This window comes from Prevotella sp. HMSC077E09, assembly GCF_001814685.1.
Lineage (GTDB): Bacteria > Bacteroidota > Bacteroidia > Bacteroidales > Bacteroidaceae > Prevotella > Prevotella oris.
The window spans coordinates 1-13,776 of record NZ_KV817576.1 but is presented as its reverse complement, the minus strand read 5'-3'; the positions used below and the strand labels follow the sequence as shown (position 1 = coordinate 13,776).

Genomic DNA, 13,776 nt, shown 5'->3' with positions numbered 1-13,776 from the left:
TTATAGACACTTATAATTCGTCGAACTCACGTTAAACTATAAGTATATATGGACAGAAAAATTCTAAAGGAAGCGTTAGTAGGTGTAAACGGAAGCCGAGATGTGGACTTATTGGTCAGTTTGTCTAAACAACATTGTGATGAACTTGAAAATGGAAGTGGGAATGCATTAAAAGAATGTCACTTTATTGACTCTTCAACCGCTTTGGGTGTTAATTTCTTTCTTCTTTATGAGAAATTACATCCAGAAGCAACTGTCATATTTGAATGGGATAAGAGTTCACCGTTGAAGGTCGGTGGCAAATCGAATCTTGACATTAAAGTTGATAAAGGCAAGAAAGTCATTTACTATGAGTCAAAATTCCTTGAGCCATATTATATGAGCAATTCTCGTTTTACGGACTCGTACTTTATGATAGAGAACTATTATGACCACTGGAAATTCACAGAAGACAAGCTGACTGATATATTAAGAAGGGCTCAGTCGTTTACTTATTATAATGCTTCTCAGTTGTTCCGGCATTTGCTTGCTATTGTCAATCATATAATTCATAATAAAGATGAGTACGAGAACGTTTCTATCGTTGAACTCAATAGCATCTCATGGGAAATGGAAAATGAATTCATAGATCTTCTGAGATTGACAAGTAGATCAAAAAGTTATGCTATTAATCGATTCAAGATATTAAAAGAAGAGGAACTCATAGTTAAGGATATGTTCAAAAAAATTATTGAGGATTATGTTTCTGATGTTATCCCAGATAATCTTACCCTTTTATTTGAGACCTCAAGGTACAATAATGTTATAGATTTGATTGATAACCACGAAGGTTTCAAAAAAAGATACTTTATTAAATGAAAATCCTTCAAATCTCAGATACCCACAACCGACACCAGCAACTGACAAACTTACCAGATGCTGATGTTATCGTGCATTGTGGTGATTTTACTGATATGGGAACCGAAGACGAGGTACTTGAATTCCTTAACTGGTTCATAGAACTGCCTTACCCTCATAAGATATTTGTTACCGGCAACCATGATCTCTGTTTATGGGAAGCAGACGATATAGAAGGTCTACCTGACAGCGTTCACTTCCTCCAAGACAGAGGTTGCGAAATTGAGGGTATAAAATTCTTCGGATTAGGCTACAATCATCCCGAAAGCCTGATTCCTTATAATGTGGATGTACTTGTTACCCACGAACCGCCAGCAATGATACTTGACGAAAGCAGCAATACTCATTGGGGTAACATGTATCTTCGCAACAAAGTATTGGAAATCAAACCACGCTATCATCTGTTTGGTCATGCTCATGAAAACTACGGCACAGAAAAAAGGGACGGGATCATTTTCTCAAACGGCTCATCTCTTGACAACTCATATACAATAGTCCGTAAGCCCAAGTTATTTATTTACAAATAATACGAGTGTTATTTCGTTGTAATAGCAGAAAAGCTTCGTCATGAAATCTCTGTCATTCATATATCATTTCCCGAAATTTCAAAAGGTCACGGATGAAGAGTTTTCTTTTTAAAAGGTCACCTTTAAAAGAAAAAGCACTTGCAATAAATTCGCAAGTGCTTGATTTTCAACTGTGGACCAGATAGGGCTTGAACCTATGACCTCCAGATTATGAGGCTATTTGATGTATATTTCATAAAATTATAAATAATATTAAATGCTTGAAAATAAATAAGTTATATTATTTATTTGTTCCAAGAAATATCTTAAATTTGCAGCAGTTTTTATTCAGAAAGTTCACCAAAAGTTCACGGATGATTTCGTGAATCCCCTGTTAAAAGGAGAATTATAATGGAAAAAGTCAAGGGAAAGTTCACGGAAGTGGGAAATATGTCTCAAAAGTATCGAAAGAGGGGAGAAACCTCGCTTGCAAAGTTCGTATCTTCCAACGGGAAAGTTACAGGTACACTTATGTTGGATCCCAGAAGAATGGATGGTGATTATTCCCAAACTTCCCCTGTCGCTATTCGTATAGCATATGCTGGTAAGAAAGTTTTTCTGCGGATAGGGAAATCATATATAGGAACAGATTGGATAGAACTATGTGAATGTGAGAAATTATCACGAAACAAGAAAGCCTCAGAACGAAAGGAATTAAAAAAACAGATGGAGAAAGTGGCTACTCTTGTAAATCAACTCATCGATGAGGGAAACTTTTCTTTGAGAAAACTCCAGGAACGACATCAAGGGAGGAAAGATGACGATAGTACAATCTACTCCATTTGGGAATCTTTTATTGTATCCAAGCGCGACGATGGCAAGGCAGGAACAGCTCGATGCAGTGAGGATATATTAAAGAGGTTTGTACGGGATATGGGAAAAGATGTATCTTTAAGTGATATAAGTCACAACTTTATTCTGGATTGGGTAAAGGTAATGAAGAAAAATGAGCTTAGTACAACATCCATTGGAATATCATTGCGTACATTCCGCACCATTGTAAATATCTGCATTGACCGTGGCTTGATTAAAGGAAGCACCAAAGAAATGTTCAAAGACACGGGCTACAATAAGGTGTGTAGTCGTAAGCATGAGTTCCTTGATGTTCCTACCATGAAGATGCTTTATGACTTTTGGGAAAGAGGCGAAGCCAAAGACGAAAAAGGCAAGGAGTTATTCTTTCCAAAAGAGAAACACGCCGTCTTTCGTGATTTAGGGCTGTTCCTATTTATGTATCTGGGTGACGGACAAAATTTGGCTGACACCTTGCGACTGACTTATGATGGTTGGTATTTTGCTACATATGGAAAGCAACTCCGATTCTTGCGTCATAAAACGAGAGACAGAAACGAGAGTGCTAGCGAGGTCATCTTTCCCATTACTCCAGAACTACAAAAGATTATAGACAAGTATGGCAATGAGCCTAAACTTGACAAGCGTGTGTTCCCGATTATGAGTGAGTGGATAACTCCAGAACAAGAAGTATGGGTAATCCAACGATATAATCGCTATATTCGTGAGCATATGGCGAAGGTGGTAGAGCTGCTTGGCATAGAACAAAAACCTTCATCTACCTGGGCTCGACATAGTTTCGCTACCAATCTGAATAATTCTGGTATAGTACCATACAAATATATTAGTGATAGTATGGGGCATAGTGGAAATGGAGATATAACATCTAACTATATTGGTGCCTATCCTTTGGATAAGATGTTGGAATATAATTGGTACCTTTTGAACGAAGAAAGACAAAACAAAGCTACTGATAAGCAAATGGTCTTGGAACTATTGAAAAAAATGAGTGAAAAGGACCGAAAAGAATTGTTCGCGTCTTTGTAATGAACGAGTTGATTTGAAAAATATGCCACAGGTGGCATATTTTTCAAATTACACGTCTTGTTTTAAAATAAATACTGTATCTTTGCCATTGAAAAAAGTGCTCCATGGGGCAAAAACTTAAAATATGAGAGCAACAATTCCCAGAGACGTCTATTTGAAGCAGCTGATTGACGGACGAGAAAATGGTTTTATTAAAGTAATCACAGGTATGAGAAGGTGTGGCAAGTCCACACTTTTACAAGTTCTTTTTCGTGATTATTTGTTGAAACAGAACATACCTGCTGATCACATTATCTCTATTGCTTTGGATGACCGCATCAATCAAAAGCTAAGAAATCCTGACGTTTTGTTGGCATATATCCGCCAGCAAGTCAGGGATAACCAGTTGTATTTTATACTTATGGATGAAATACAGATGGTAGATGAGTTTATGGATGTTCTAAACAGCTTGTTGCATATTGAGAATGTGGATGTCTATGTAACAGGTAGCAATTCTCATTTTCTCTCGAATGACATCGTAACAGAGTTTCGGGATAGAAGCGATGAAATACACATGTATCCATTCTCTTTCTCTGAGTATTATGCAGCCGTAGGCGGAGATAAGCAGGGTGCATGGAAAGACTATTATACCTACGGCGGGTTACCTCACGTATTGACTTTAGTAGGTGATAAGAAGAAAAGTGACTACCTTTATAATGTTTATCGCAAAACCTATCTGACTGACATAAAAGAACGACATGAGATTAAAGAGCATGAGTTTGAGGAATTGGCAAAGATGCTGTCTTCTTTTATAGGTTCATCCTGTAATCCGAACAAATTGACTAACACCTTTAAGAGTAAAGTGAATGTTGATTTGTCCTATCCCACAGTAGTAAAGTACATTTCCTATCTAAAAGACTCCTTTCTGATAGAAGAAGCAGAACGTTATGACATCAAGGGACGTAAATACATTGGATCCTTGTCCAAATACTATTTTTGCGATTTAGGAGTAAGAAATTCCATTTTGAATTTCCGTCAACAAGAAGAAAATCATATTATGGAGAATGTTCTCTATAATGAGTTGCGAATGAGAGGTTATAATGTAGATGTCGGCATGGTAGATGTTAAGAGAAAAATTGACGGGAAAAGCATCCGCCAGCAATATGAAGTTGATTTCGTGGTGAATGAGGGAAGCGACAGGTACTATATACAGTCTGCTTTTGCCATGCCAAACATTGAAAAGGAGCGTCAGGAAAAGACTTCTTTTTCATTTATCAATGACTCCTTCAAGAAAATTATCGTCGTGAAAGATGATATTAAGACTAAACGGGACGAACAAGGGATCGTAACCATAGGCTTACTCGATTTTCTGTTGGATAAGGACAGCTTAAAACTGTAACTTATGGAACCAGAATGCAAAGTAGATTTTCTAACATGGTATCAAGCCAACAAGATAACGGCAGACCGCATCATCAACGATTTGAAGAAGCAGTCGTTTGAAGCGGTAATGCACCTCTATGCTTATACTGCCAAATCATTGAAACTGGAACATATTGTGAGTCAGAGGGACTTCCCCATTCTGTTTTCCAACAATTACACGAGAGTTGGTGACACCATTGTAACAGCGATAGTATTTCTGTTCAGTGAAGGAAACATGAGTTTTATTCGTCTAAACAGGATAAAGAACACATTAAAATACTGGCTATTTTGTGGCAATCTGTACGAAACGATTGTCTCAAAAATCATCATCAAGACTGATGAAGCCCGTGAACGATTAGAGAAGAACGCCTATTCCGATTTACAGCAGCAATTAGTTGAGACCAGTATGCGAAATGGCATCAAGACTCAGGATGATTGGAATCGATTCTTTGGATTGGAGATTACACTCGATGATGAATGTGAAATTGAAAACAAGCCTAATCCCATCCCAACCGAACTCCAGACGGAAGAAGCCCGACTGATTCATGGCTTGGCGATTACACCCAATGACAAAGGTGATATCGAGAACAAACCTGTTCCCCTGCCAGCCGAACTTCAAACAGAAGCTGCCAGACAGATTCTTGACAAAGCAATTTTGTTGAGGTTATGTGATAATGAATATCACTGGCAAAAGACAAACTCCTTGTTAGCCTATTTCGCTGATTGTGCCTGTGAACATTTGAAGCTATCCAAAGCGGAGCAGGACGGCAAGAAGAAAACATATTGGAAGCCTTTTGAAACCCTATTCGGTGTTTCCGGACTGGCCAATTACAAGAACACCTATACCAACAAGACGGGCAAGCTGCCTATTGACCATGAAATCGTGGAATCTATATTCCGCTAAAAGAAGAAACCCATAGCCCGTGTAAGTCAGCCTTGCATGGGCTTTTTCATGCATTCCTCTTACTATACAAGCATTCCGTTCCATAGGAGGAAATGCGTCCATACCCATATAGTTACCATGTAGTACCTATATGGGTATAATGTCATGTAATTCCATGATACTTTTGCAGCAAACTTTTAAAACCAAGAGACATGCAAGGAAATTTCATAATGCTGCAAAAGGAAGACCTCAAGGAGGCCATTGCAGAAGTATTGGAGACAATGGTGGGTAAGAATCTGCTGAAAGAACCAACTCAAACTGCATCCACCGAGTATTACACCCGTGACGAGCTGTGCGCCCGTTTGCACATCACCTATACCACATTGTGGCGCATGGAAAAGCGTGGCGACATCCATGTCCATAAGATTGGCAGACGCAACCTGTATTCTAAGCAGGAAGTGGATGCACTGATAGCAAATGGACTTTCTTCTGATTCTGTAAGCAGGTAGTATGGCTATGGCAGAACTTAGTAAGAATATCCCCAAACCGCCAGAGGTGGATTATATTATTTCCTCTTTTCAGCAGTTGCAGGAACAAGATGCCATTGATGCGGGTAGCTTTCATGTGGCATCCATGAACGACTGCTTGAAGGCGGCCAAATCTTTGCCGCCTCTTGTGGTTCTCTATCCGAACATTGTCCTCGAAGGTGATCTTTGCATCATCTTCGGACAGTCAGGCATCGGCAAAACCATCTTCGCCATGCAGGTGGCAAGGGATATTGCCGCACAGGGGAAGCGCGTGCTCTATACCGACTTTGAGATGACACTGCGTCAGCTGGCCCTGCGGTACGAGGTTCCGGACTTCCCTCCTACCTTCTTCCGTGCGGAGATGGACAGAGACAATCTCGTTGATGATGTATTGAAGGGAATAGAAAAAGCAGCCGTGGCGAATCTTGCGGAAGTGGTGTTCATCGACAACATTACCGCACTCAGCCAGTCGCTTGACAAAAGCTCTGACGCGGGCTCGCTCATGGCATCGCTGAACGCCTTGAAACGGAAGTATAACTGGACGCTGGTCGTCCTCAACCATGTTCCCAAGATGTTCTCCGGTTCAGTCCCTCTTTCCCTGTCGGCCATACAAGGCTCCGCCAAACTCAACCAGTTGATAGACGATGCCGTGGGACTGGGGCAGTCAGTCCGTGACAAGTCGTTGGTCTATGTGAAGCAGTGTAAGTGGCGCAACGGCGAAGTTGTGCTCGATGCCGACAATGTGGCTCTGTATGAGCGAGCCAAGAACAAGGACGGCAATCTTTGCTTTACCTTTCGCGGCTATGACACGGAGGCCGCCCATCTGGAAACAACAGGTACCAGCGGGCGTGAGGAACTGAAATCAAGGGTCAGGGAATTGTCCTCGCATGGCATGAAGCAGCAGGACATAGCCAGGGAATGCGGTATCACCCAAAGCAAGGTGTCAAGGCTCTTGAACCGTTGATTATTCACTTTATGCAGTTTATGCAATATGCATAAGTGCATAAACTGCATAAAACGCATAGCAAAAATGGGAAATCAGGACTTGAAGAGAATATCGGCGACTAAGGCTGCGCCCAATGATCGGATGTTGATAGAGATACCCAAGCAGGATATAGGATGCCATTATTCTTCTTTTACGGATTATCTAGATAAGACTACTGGTTATGATTCCAAGATATTGTCGGCTATTGATAGTTTAATTATGAGATTTCATCTGGGAGCCGTTACCAAACTTGTGAACGGACATTATGGCACGGTGCTGCCTCGGATTAACCGGAACAACAAGGTTGTAGGAGGAAGTGTGCAGTACTTTGATACTGAGAGTGGAGCAATCCTGCAAAGAGAGTCCTTAGTGGAGCATCTTTATAGCTGGTACTGCTTTGACTATTATACGGATGATGAGGTCTTCTTTGGCGAGCATCTGCTTTCAAACAAGCCTGTCGCCATTGTGCAGGAGGAAAAAACAGCCTTGCTGGGTACGCTGGCGGAACCGGCCGTTGACTGGTTGGCGGTTGGAGAAGGCTACAATCTCACCAATAACATGATGAGTAAACTGGCTGGCAAGCGGGTGGTCCTTTTCCCTGATGATATAAGCTGTGATTATTGGGAAGAGCAGTTCGGGGCAAGGTTCAAGGTGGACCGTGGCTTTGTCCATCGGGACATTAACCGATACCTGATTGACAGAATCAGAGGTCGTGGCAGTCCTTGAACTCGGGGGGGGAAGAACAGGGCTCTGTCCTTGTTATAGCCCACTATAACTACCCGCTGCGCTTTCGTAGTTGTGAGCCCAAGGCCAGCCTTGGAGAACCGGCGGGGATGACTCTCCCCCTGCACCCTCCACTCGGTGGCATCTTCCCCCAAGCCCCCTTGACCAGAGCGTGACCCTCTCTCTGGACTCTCCGCTTAGGGAGCCTCCCTAAGAACCTTATGAAAAGAAAAAAAACAATCATTTAATTCCCTTTTGTTATGACACAAATGACATCGGTACACATCAAGCCCTGCAATATCGGGCAAAGTGAGGCACACAACCAACGGACAAAGGCATATCTCGACCACATCAATGCAGAGAAGCTTTATATTAGGAAAGACCTGATACCTGAGAACCAATCGTGGACATCGGAACTGCAAGGCGATATGACCTTGCGGCAGTATTACGATGCCATTGGCAGAATGGTGAAGGAAAAGACGGGCAGGGCCATGCAGACCAAGGAACGGGAGCGAATCAACAAGAAGACGGGCAAGGTAACCAAGATAGCCGGCTGTACTCCCTTGCGTGAGGGCGTCGTGGTGTGCAAGGCAGACACCACCATGGAGCAGTTGCAACATTTCGCAGACCTTTGTCGACAGCGTTTCGGCATTACGGCCATACAGATACACCTCCATCGTGACGAGGGGCATTGTCTTGATCCGAATGACACATCTACATGGAAGTCTAACTATCACGCCCATGTCATCTGGGACTGGATGAACCACGAGACAGGTAAGTCCTACAAGCTGGACAATGAGGACATCAGCCTCGTGCAGGACATGGCGGCCGAGGCATTGGGAATGGAGCGCGGCGTTTCCAAGTTGGAGACGGGCAAACTGCATCTGGAACGGAATGACTATATCGTGGCTAAACAGAAGCGTGAGTTGGATGAAAGCAAGAAACAAGCGGAGAAGCTGGCAAAGGAGAACGAGCAGAAAGTTCTCGCCTGTGAAAAGTTGGATAGGGAAATCCACGACAAGCAGGAAAAAGCCAATCGAGAGAATGGCAGCGCCATCCTGTCGGGCTTGGCCAACCTTGCAGGAAAGGGCAAGTATGCACAATTGGAGGCGGAAAATGAAGAAATGAAAAAACAAGTTGCTGCAATTCCACAAGTGGTTGCTCAGCAAGTAGAAACCTTAACCATTACCTATAAAGAGGAGATAACTAAGGAGCGGAATCGTGCTGATTTCTGGCTTGCTGAATGTAATAAACAAGAGCGTATCTACAAAGGATTGCTTACCAAATCGAAGAATCGGGAGGTTGACCTCAAGCAAGAGTTGCTGCAACGTGATAACATTATCGCTACAATGAAGGCTGGGCTAACAGATTTCCTACGAGGATTCACTATCATTTGCCAAAATGCCATTAATGCCGTTATCGACTTTGCCCATGACACTAAATTGCAGCACTGTACCTTCCCTCAGGCTACAGCCATCAACGAATATCTTTCTAAAGAGTCAAGCGATAGGCGTAATGGTGCCACGATTCTGGCTCTCCTCACCCGTCCCTTTCTCAACTTATTCGAGCATCAGAAAGGGAAAGTTGAGATTGAGAATGTTGCCAATAACTTCGATTGGTACAAGGAAAAACAAAGGTGGAAGCAGCAAGAGGAGGTAAGAGACTGGCCAAGGTTCAGAAGATAGATAAAAGGATTGGGTACTCTGCATCAAAATTGCCAAGTACAGTTTTTTAAAACCTTTTTCCTGATAGATAATATCGCATATTAGTTAGTTTTGCCCTTGCAATGTTATATCATCGGAGCTGCTATTAGTTCGGACATTATTACTATGAATAATCGGCGCAACCCTCATAATGAAAGTTGTGCCGATTGTCATAAAATATTTTTTTTGTTTATTACGTACTGACTAAAACTTAAATTGGGTAGGTCTTGAAATCTTCGGAATAATTTGTATCACAAACCTTTTGTTATTCTCTTCAACTTCCATATCCCTATTTATTCCATTGAACCCACTACCTGCTATAATTACCTCCGTATTATAATTTCTAAAGTCAAATCCTTTTAACTTCCACCTTCGATACAATGCTAAAGCACGATGATAGCTTAATTCATACATTTGAATGTTATCCGCATTGTAGGTATTCTCTTTTAACTGTTCCCAAGGAATGGCCGCATTCCCCTCTATTACGAGTTGAAAATTAAGATTCGGATTTTTTTCATGTAAGCGTTGTACGATTTCCTGCAATGAATTTCCAACTCTATCTACTGTAGCTATATATTCTGGTTTAATCACATCTTTGTTAGGATTAAATATCTCCACACCTATAAAATCTTTGGCTACAAACATTTTCTTTTCTTCAATATATTTCAAATCTGAAGATTTACTCAACTCTTTAAATTGAGTTTCCAATTGAAGAATTTGTTGAAGTTGCTCATTAGTAGCATTCGCTTCCTTTAAAGCAGTATTTAACTGAAAATTCGTTATTTTCATCTTGCAAATACACACAACAAACAAAACCAACATGATGAAAAATAAGCTTGTCATCAAGTCTGAATAGCTGAGCCAAAACGAATCCTTATGTCTTTTCCTTGCCATAGTTATTTTCTGATTTCGTCAAGGGCTTTTGTCATAGAATCTATAGCTTTCAGCATCGACTTATGTAAATCGATTGATTCCATCTGTGCATCTTTATAATCTTTGCGGAGATTTAAAATTTCGCGTCGCAAATCCTTATAACACTCTGCTTGAACTTGCGTATATTGCACCATCGTGTCAAGCACTTCCTTAAACTTGTCAAACGTATCAAAGAAATCTTTGTTGTTAGCTATGAAATTCTTTATGTATTCCGTTGATACAGTAAGTTGTGTTGATAGATTTTCAGAGACCGTCTTACCCTCAGATATTAGCATATCAAATTCTTTTCTCCAGACATCTCTAGCATCTCCTCCTGTCGGGAAATGGATTGTTATAGCTTCCTGAAACTCTCGTTGGAGTTCTGTTGTTTTATTCTGATTGCTGATCACAACCGAAAGTCCAGTGGCAAAATCATTGAAATTACCAATTATCGTTTGTATTTGATTTACCATTCCCGATACGTTTGCAATGGTCGAATTAAGTTGTTTCTGATATGTACGGAATACATTGAGTGAGTCAGCAGATTCTTTTAACTGTATAAATGTTTCCGCTATCTTGTTCGCTGTCTGCGTCAAACTTAGTTTGTTTATTTCAGACAAAACGAGATGTTGTTTTTCAAGGTTGTCATTTAACAACTCGGTAGAGTCTGCATAAGCATCGAGGTTACGCCCGAACTTATCTACAAAATGACCAAGAACTCCTTTTAAAGAGTTTAAACTTGAAGCCATACTATTTGACAGTAAAGGCATCAATTCTCTTCTTAAAAAATTAATATACTCTTCTGTGCCCTCATTGGATTTAGAAACAGCATTCTTATATGATATAGCACTGTTATAAACAGTAAATCCTAAACCTAACAAACTAGCGAACATAGCAGCAACCACACCATATAACAAATGTTGCAATCCGTCCAAATTACTAGTCGTGCCAAAAATCTGATTAAAATCAACACCTATAAGCCCTGTTATAATACCCACAAAAGTTCCTGCCAAACCTAAATAGAGAGGCACATTCAAACTGTTTTGAATATCATCCTCTAATGCGCCTTTTTGGTTATCACTAATATCTCTAAGAACACTCAAATCGGCACTTGTTCCTGTGTTTTTACAGAGGTATTCATTGGTTCTATGGATAATTTTCCCCAACCGTCCTTTAGGCATGCCTTCTTTTTGAGATACTATTAGCGACAAATTGATATAATCCTCATCCAAGCCTTCTTCTATCCTTGAAGGAATATTTTCTAAAAATTTTTGTAAAGACGACTTATTTCGCAAGACATCAGAAGTCACAGATGTTTCTTTCAATGAAAGGTTGTCTACTTCTTTGAACAAGTCTCGCAACTCTGTAATATTTTTCTTAGTCTTTAAGAAACTGAAAACTTGTAATGCAATGACTACTAAGACGACAGCCACAGCAACAATTAAACCGATATATTCTTGCATATTATTCCTTTGTATTTAAGTCATAAAACAAATTGCCTATTTGTACATTCTTTTCTAACTTACCTTTTTTTCTTAATCTTTTCTTCTGCTCTTTTTCTTTGAGCCTTTTAACTTCAATTTCTTCTTCACTCATAGGATTGTAGCCTTCCATCCCCTCGGGATAATTCCCCTCAATGTACAGCTTTACTAATCCTGCATGAGAGAGAGGCTTTGAAATATCCCGAAAATCAGTATTAGTATTGTAATCCAATAAAACTATATCTCGTTTTTTACTTTGTTCTTTTATCCTTTCCACAACACGATGAACTTCCGGCACATTGTCTAATACCCATTTATATGTAGGTAGATAAATCAACATTCTTGCCTCAAAGTAGTTTAACAGCTCTTTACCATAGGCACCTTTACGGTGTCCTTTAGGTTTGCCAAACTTTCTTACCGTTCGCTTCAAGTTTCGCATTGTATCATTTTTGAACGTCGAAAAATCAACATCCACACTGTCAAACACTTTCAATCCTTGCCACACTGCTTCTACGCAAGTAGCCTTTAATTCATTCGTGAAAGGAATTGGGATATTCCCATGAGGATAGAACGGACTTAAAATTTTAGCATACCTCGTTTCTGAATTGGAAGTAATATCCAAGATGTCGGCATCTGGATGTTCTTCCTTGATTCGTTCTATTTTCCTTTTTCTGTTTTCTATGTATATCATATATTGACAATATATTTTAATGGAACAAATGTTTTTACCATAACTTCCGCTTGATGTGGTTTGAAGTCCTCATCGTTTTTTGAAACGAAATGTCTTTTTGTTGCGTCGAAATTCACTCTCTTCAAATCCAGTAAGCTACCCCCATGAGTATGAAGTCTGTCTGCTGCATTTATGTCCGAGAATAATGTGTCCTTCAATAAGGCAACATCTATTTTGATGCGTAAGACCACCATATCACTACCAGATTGTTGTAAACGATATTTCATAGGATGGTCATCGCAAAAACTCAAACGGACATAATCCTGCAATCCGTATTTCTTGTCCAACTCTCTTGAATCGTAATCACCACCCTGGCGGGGGATATTTATATTATTAGTCTCGCAATAATGCCATGAAAATAGACCACCGTGTCTCTTTATTGAAGGAATGTTCCTTTTATCTGTAAAATGATACAAAAAACGAATGTCGTTGCTTTCAAGTACTTGATAAAAATCCTCCCAGTTTTCTTTTCTCTCAGCTGACAGTTTTTCCAAACGTTGCCTTTCAGCCTGTTCCGCTTGTTCTTTCTTTCGAGCCTCTGTAGCAAGCCTGTCCGCCTCCTCTTGTCGTTTCTTGCGAAGTTCTTCCTCTTGGCATTCCTTCTCTTTTATGATTTGTTCTTCCTCTGCTTTTCTCTTACTTTCCTCTTCTTCTTTACGTTCTTGTTCTTCTTTTACTCGTGCAAGTCTTTTTTTTCAAGTGTATTTTCTAATTTTGTTAGGGCTTCTTGTGCTTGAATATAATGTTTCCTTATGTTTGCATCTTTTATCCTTATAATTTTATTGCGCACAGCATCTAAAGCTTCTTTTGCATCTTTTACTTTTCCTTGCGTTATAAAGCTTTCTGTATCCATCAACAAAGTCGTAATTTCTTCTTTCAAGAGCTTAAACTCATGAGCTTCTTTTTTCAGCCTCTCAATTTTCAATGACTTTAAAGTGGGTAATTCTTCTAGTTTCCTAATAGGAAATACTATAGGTACTCGTTGAGTACTTCTTTGTTGAATCTTTATAGAATACCAATCTGTCGAAGAAGGTGTCAAACGTTCCTTTTCACTCTTTGCATTCAGTTTCCTTTTGTCAAGTTCATCGCATATAGATATACGCCAGTTCGGGATAAGGATTTGCTTAGAAAA

Annotated in this window: 14 protein-coding genes; 9 read left to right on the top strand and 5 right to left on the bottom strand. The window is 40.1% G+C overall.

Annotated elements, in window-relative coordinates; all coding sequences use genetic code 11:
• The first annotated feature begins 48 nt into the window (after positions 1-48).
• From HMPREF2983_RS09230 to HMPREF2983_RS09185, 9 genes are all read left to right on the top strand, one after another.
• Entirely contained in the window at positions 49-858 is an 810-nt protein-coding gene (locus HMPREF2983_RS09230; protein ID WP_070667842.1) for a PGN_0703 family putative restriction endonuclease, read from the top strand.
• On the top strand, positions 855-1,424 hold the full coding sequence (locus HMPREF2983_RS09225; protein WP_070667841.1) for a metallophosphatase domain-containing protein: 570 nt from the start codon (positions 855-857) through the stop codon (positions 1,422-1,424). The genes HMPREF2983_RS09230 and HMPREF2983_RS09225 overlap by 4 nt, the downstream gene beginning before the upstream one ends.
• Positions 1,425-1,814: 390 nt before the next feature.
• Complete coding sequence (locus tag HMPREF2983_RS09220; RefSeq protein ID WP_070667840.1) at positions 1,815-3,302, top strand: phage integrase SAM-like domain-containing protein; 1,488 nt, start codon at positions 1,815-1,817, stop codon at positions 3,300-3,302.
• 124 nt (positions 3,303-3,426) lie between these two features.
• Complete coding sequence (locus tag HMPREF2983_RS09215; RefSeq protein WP_004377849.1) at positions 3,427-4,680, top strand: ATP-binding protein; 1,254 nt, start codon at positions 3,427-3,429, stop codon at positions 4,678-4,680.
• 3 nt (positions 4,681-4,683) lie between these two features.
• The gene (locus tag HMPREF2983_RS09210; RefSeq protein ID WP_070667839.1) at positions 4,684-5,604 is read left to right on the top strand and encodes a DUF6043 family protein; all 921 of its coding nucleotides are present in this window, start codon (positions 4,684-4,686) and stop codon (positions 5,602-5,604) included.
• Positions 5,605-5,795: 191 nt separating this feature from the next.
• Positions 5,796-6,092, top strand: a complete 297-nt coding sequence (locus HMPREF2983_RS09205; protein WP_004377847.1) for a helix-turn-helix transcriptional regulator — start codon at positions 5,796-5,798, stop codon at positions 6,090-6,092.
• Between the two features lies 1 nt (position 6,093).
• Positions 6,094-7,074 carry an AAA family ATPase gene (locus HMPREF2983_RS09200; protein ID WP_070667838.1) on the top strand — a complete coding sequence of 327 codons (981 nt, stop codon included), beginning with the start codon at positions 6,094-6,096 and terminating at the stop codon, positions 7,072-7,074.
• Positions 7,075-7,101: 27 nt separating this feature from the next.
• On the top strand, positions 7,102-7,821 hold the full coding sequence (locus HMPREF2983_RS09195; RefSeq protein WP_070667837.1) for a DUF6371 domain-containing protein: 720 nt from the start codon (positions 7,102-7,104) through the stop codon (positions 7,819-7,821).
• A gap of 257 nt (positions 7,822-8,078) precedes the next feature.
• Entirely contained in the window at positions 8,079-9,503 is a 1,425-nt protein-coding gene (locus tag HMPREF2983_RS09185; protein ID WP_070667835.1) for a recombinase, read from the top strand.
• A 222-nt stretch (positions 9,504-9,725) separates the two neighbouring features.
• Here HMPREF2983_RS09185 and HMPREF2983_RS09180 read toward each other — a convergent pair whose 3' ends face one another.
• The 5 genes from HMPREF2983_RS09180 to HMPREF2983_RS09160 all read right to left on the bottom strand — a co-directional run.
• Complete coding sequence (locus tag HMPREF2983_RS09180) at positions 9,726-10,415, bottom strand: hypothetical protein (RefSeq protein ID WP_004377837.1); 690 nt, start codon at positions 10,413-10,415, stop codon at positions 9,726-9,728.
• A gap of 2 nt (positions 10,416-10,417) precedes the next feature.
• Entirely contained in the window at positions 10,418-11,896 is a 1,479-nt protein-coding gene (locus HMPREF2983_RS09175) for a hypothetical protein (protein WP_004377836.1), read from the bottom strand.
• Between the two features lies 1 nt (position 11,897).
• Positions 11,898-12,605 carry a DUF6939 family protein gene (locus tag HMPREF2983_RS09170; RefSeq protein ID WP_004377835.1) on the bottom strand — a complete coding sequence of 236 codons (708 nt, stop codon included), beginning with the start codon at positions 12,603-12,605 and terminating at the stop codon, positions 11,898-11,900.
• Positions 12,602-13,138: a DarT ssDNA thymidine ADP-ribosyltransferase family protein gene (locus tag HMPREF2983_RS13590; protein WP_004377834.1), complete on the bottom strand. Its 537-nt coding sequence runs from the start codon at positions 13,136-13,138 to the stop codon at positions 12,602-12,604. The genes HMPREF2983_RS09170 and HMPREF2983_RS13590 overlap by 4 nt, the downstream gene beginning before the upstream one ends.
• Before the next feature lie 179 nt (positions 13,139-13,317).
• On the bottom strand, positions 13,318-13,776 hold a 459-nt coding region (locus HMPREF2983_RS09160), incomplete at its 5' end, for a hypothetical protein (RefSeq protein ID WP_070667834.1).

Excerpts from the sequence above, each read along its gene's own strand:
- HMPREF2983_RS09215 (WP_004377849.1), top strand. The coding sequence starts at position 3,427 with ATGAGAGCAACAATTCCCAGAGACGTCTATTTGAAGCAGCTGATTGAC.
- HMPREF2983_RS09220 (WP_070667840.1), top strand. The coding sequence starts at position 1,815 with ATGGAAAAAGTCAAGGGAAAGTTCACGGAAGTGGGAAATATGTCTCAA.
- HMPREF2983_RS09175 (WP_004377836.1), bottom strand. The coding sequence starts at position 11,896 with ATGCAAGAATATATCGGTTTAATTGTTGCTGTGGCTGTCGTCTTAGTA.
- HMPREF2983_RS09180 (WP_004377837.1), bottom strand. The coding sequence starts at position 10,415 with ATGGCAAGGAAAAGACATAAGGATTCGTTTTGGCTCAGCTATTCAGAC.
- HMPREF2983_RS09210 (WP_070667839.1), top strand. The coding sequence starts at position 4,684 with ATGGAACCAGAATGCAAAGTAGATTTTCTAACATGGTATCAAGCCAAC.
- HMPREF2983_RS09230 (WP_070667842.1), top strand. The coding sequence starts at position 49 with ATGGACAGAAAAATTCTAAAGGAAGCGTTAGTAGGTGTAAACGGAAGC.
- HMPREF2983_RS09205 (WP_004377847.1), top strand. The coding sequence starts at position 5,796 with ATGCAAGGAAATTTCATAATGCTGCAAAAGGAAGACCTCAAGGAGGCC.
- HMPREF2983_RS09195 (WP_070667837.1), top strand. The coding sequence starts at position 7,102 with ATGCATAAGTGCATAAACTGCATAAAACGCATAGCAAAAATGGGAAAT.
- HMPREF2983_RS09185 (WP_070667835.1), top strand. The coding sequence starts at position 8,079 with ATGACACAAATGACATCGGTACACATCAAGCCCTGCAATATCGGGCAA.
- HMPREF2983_RS09200 (WP_070667838.1), top strand. The coding sequence starts at position 6,094 with ATGGCTATGGCAGAACTTAGTAAGAATATCCCCAAACCGCCAGAGGTG.
- HMPREF2983_RS09170 (WP_004377835.1), bottom strand. The coding sequence starts at position 12,605 with ATGATATACATAGAAAACAGAAAAAGGAAAATAGAACGAATCAAGGAA.
- HMPREF2983_RS09225 (WP_070667841.1), top strand. The coding sequence starts at position 855 with ATGAAAATCCTTCAAATCTCAGATACCCACAACCGACACCAGCAACTG.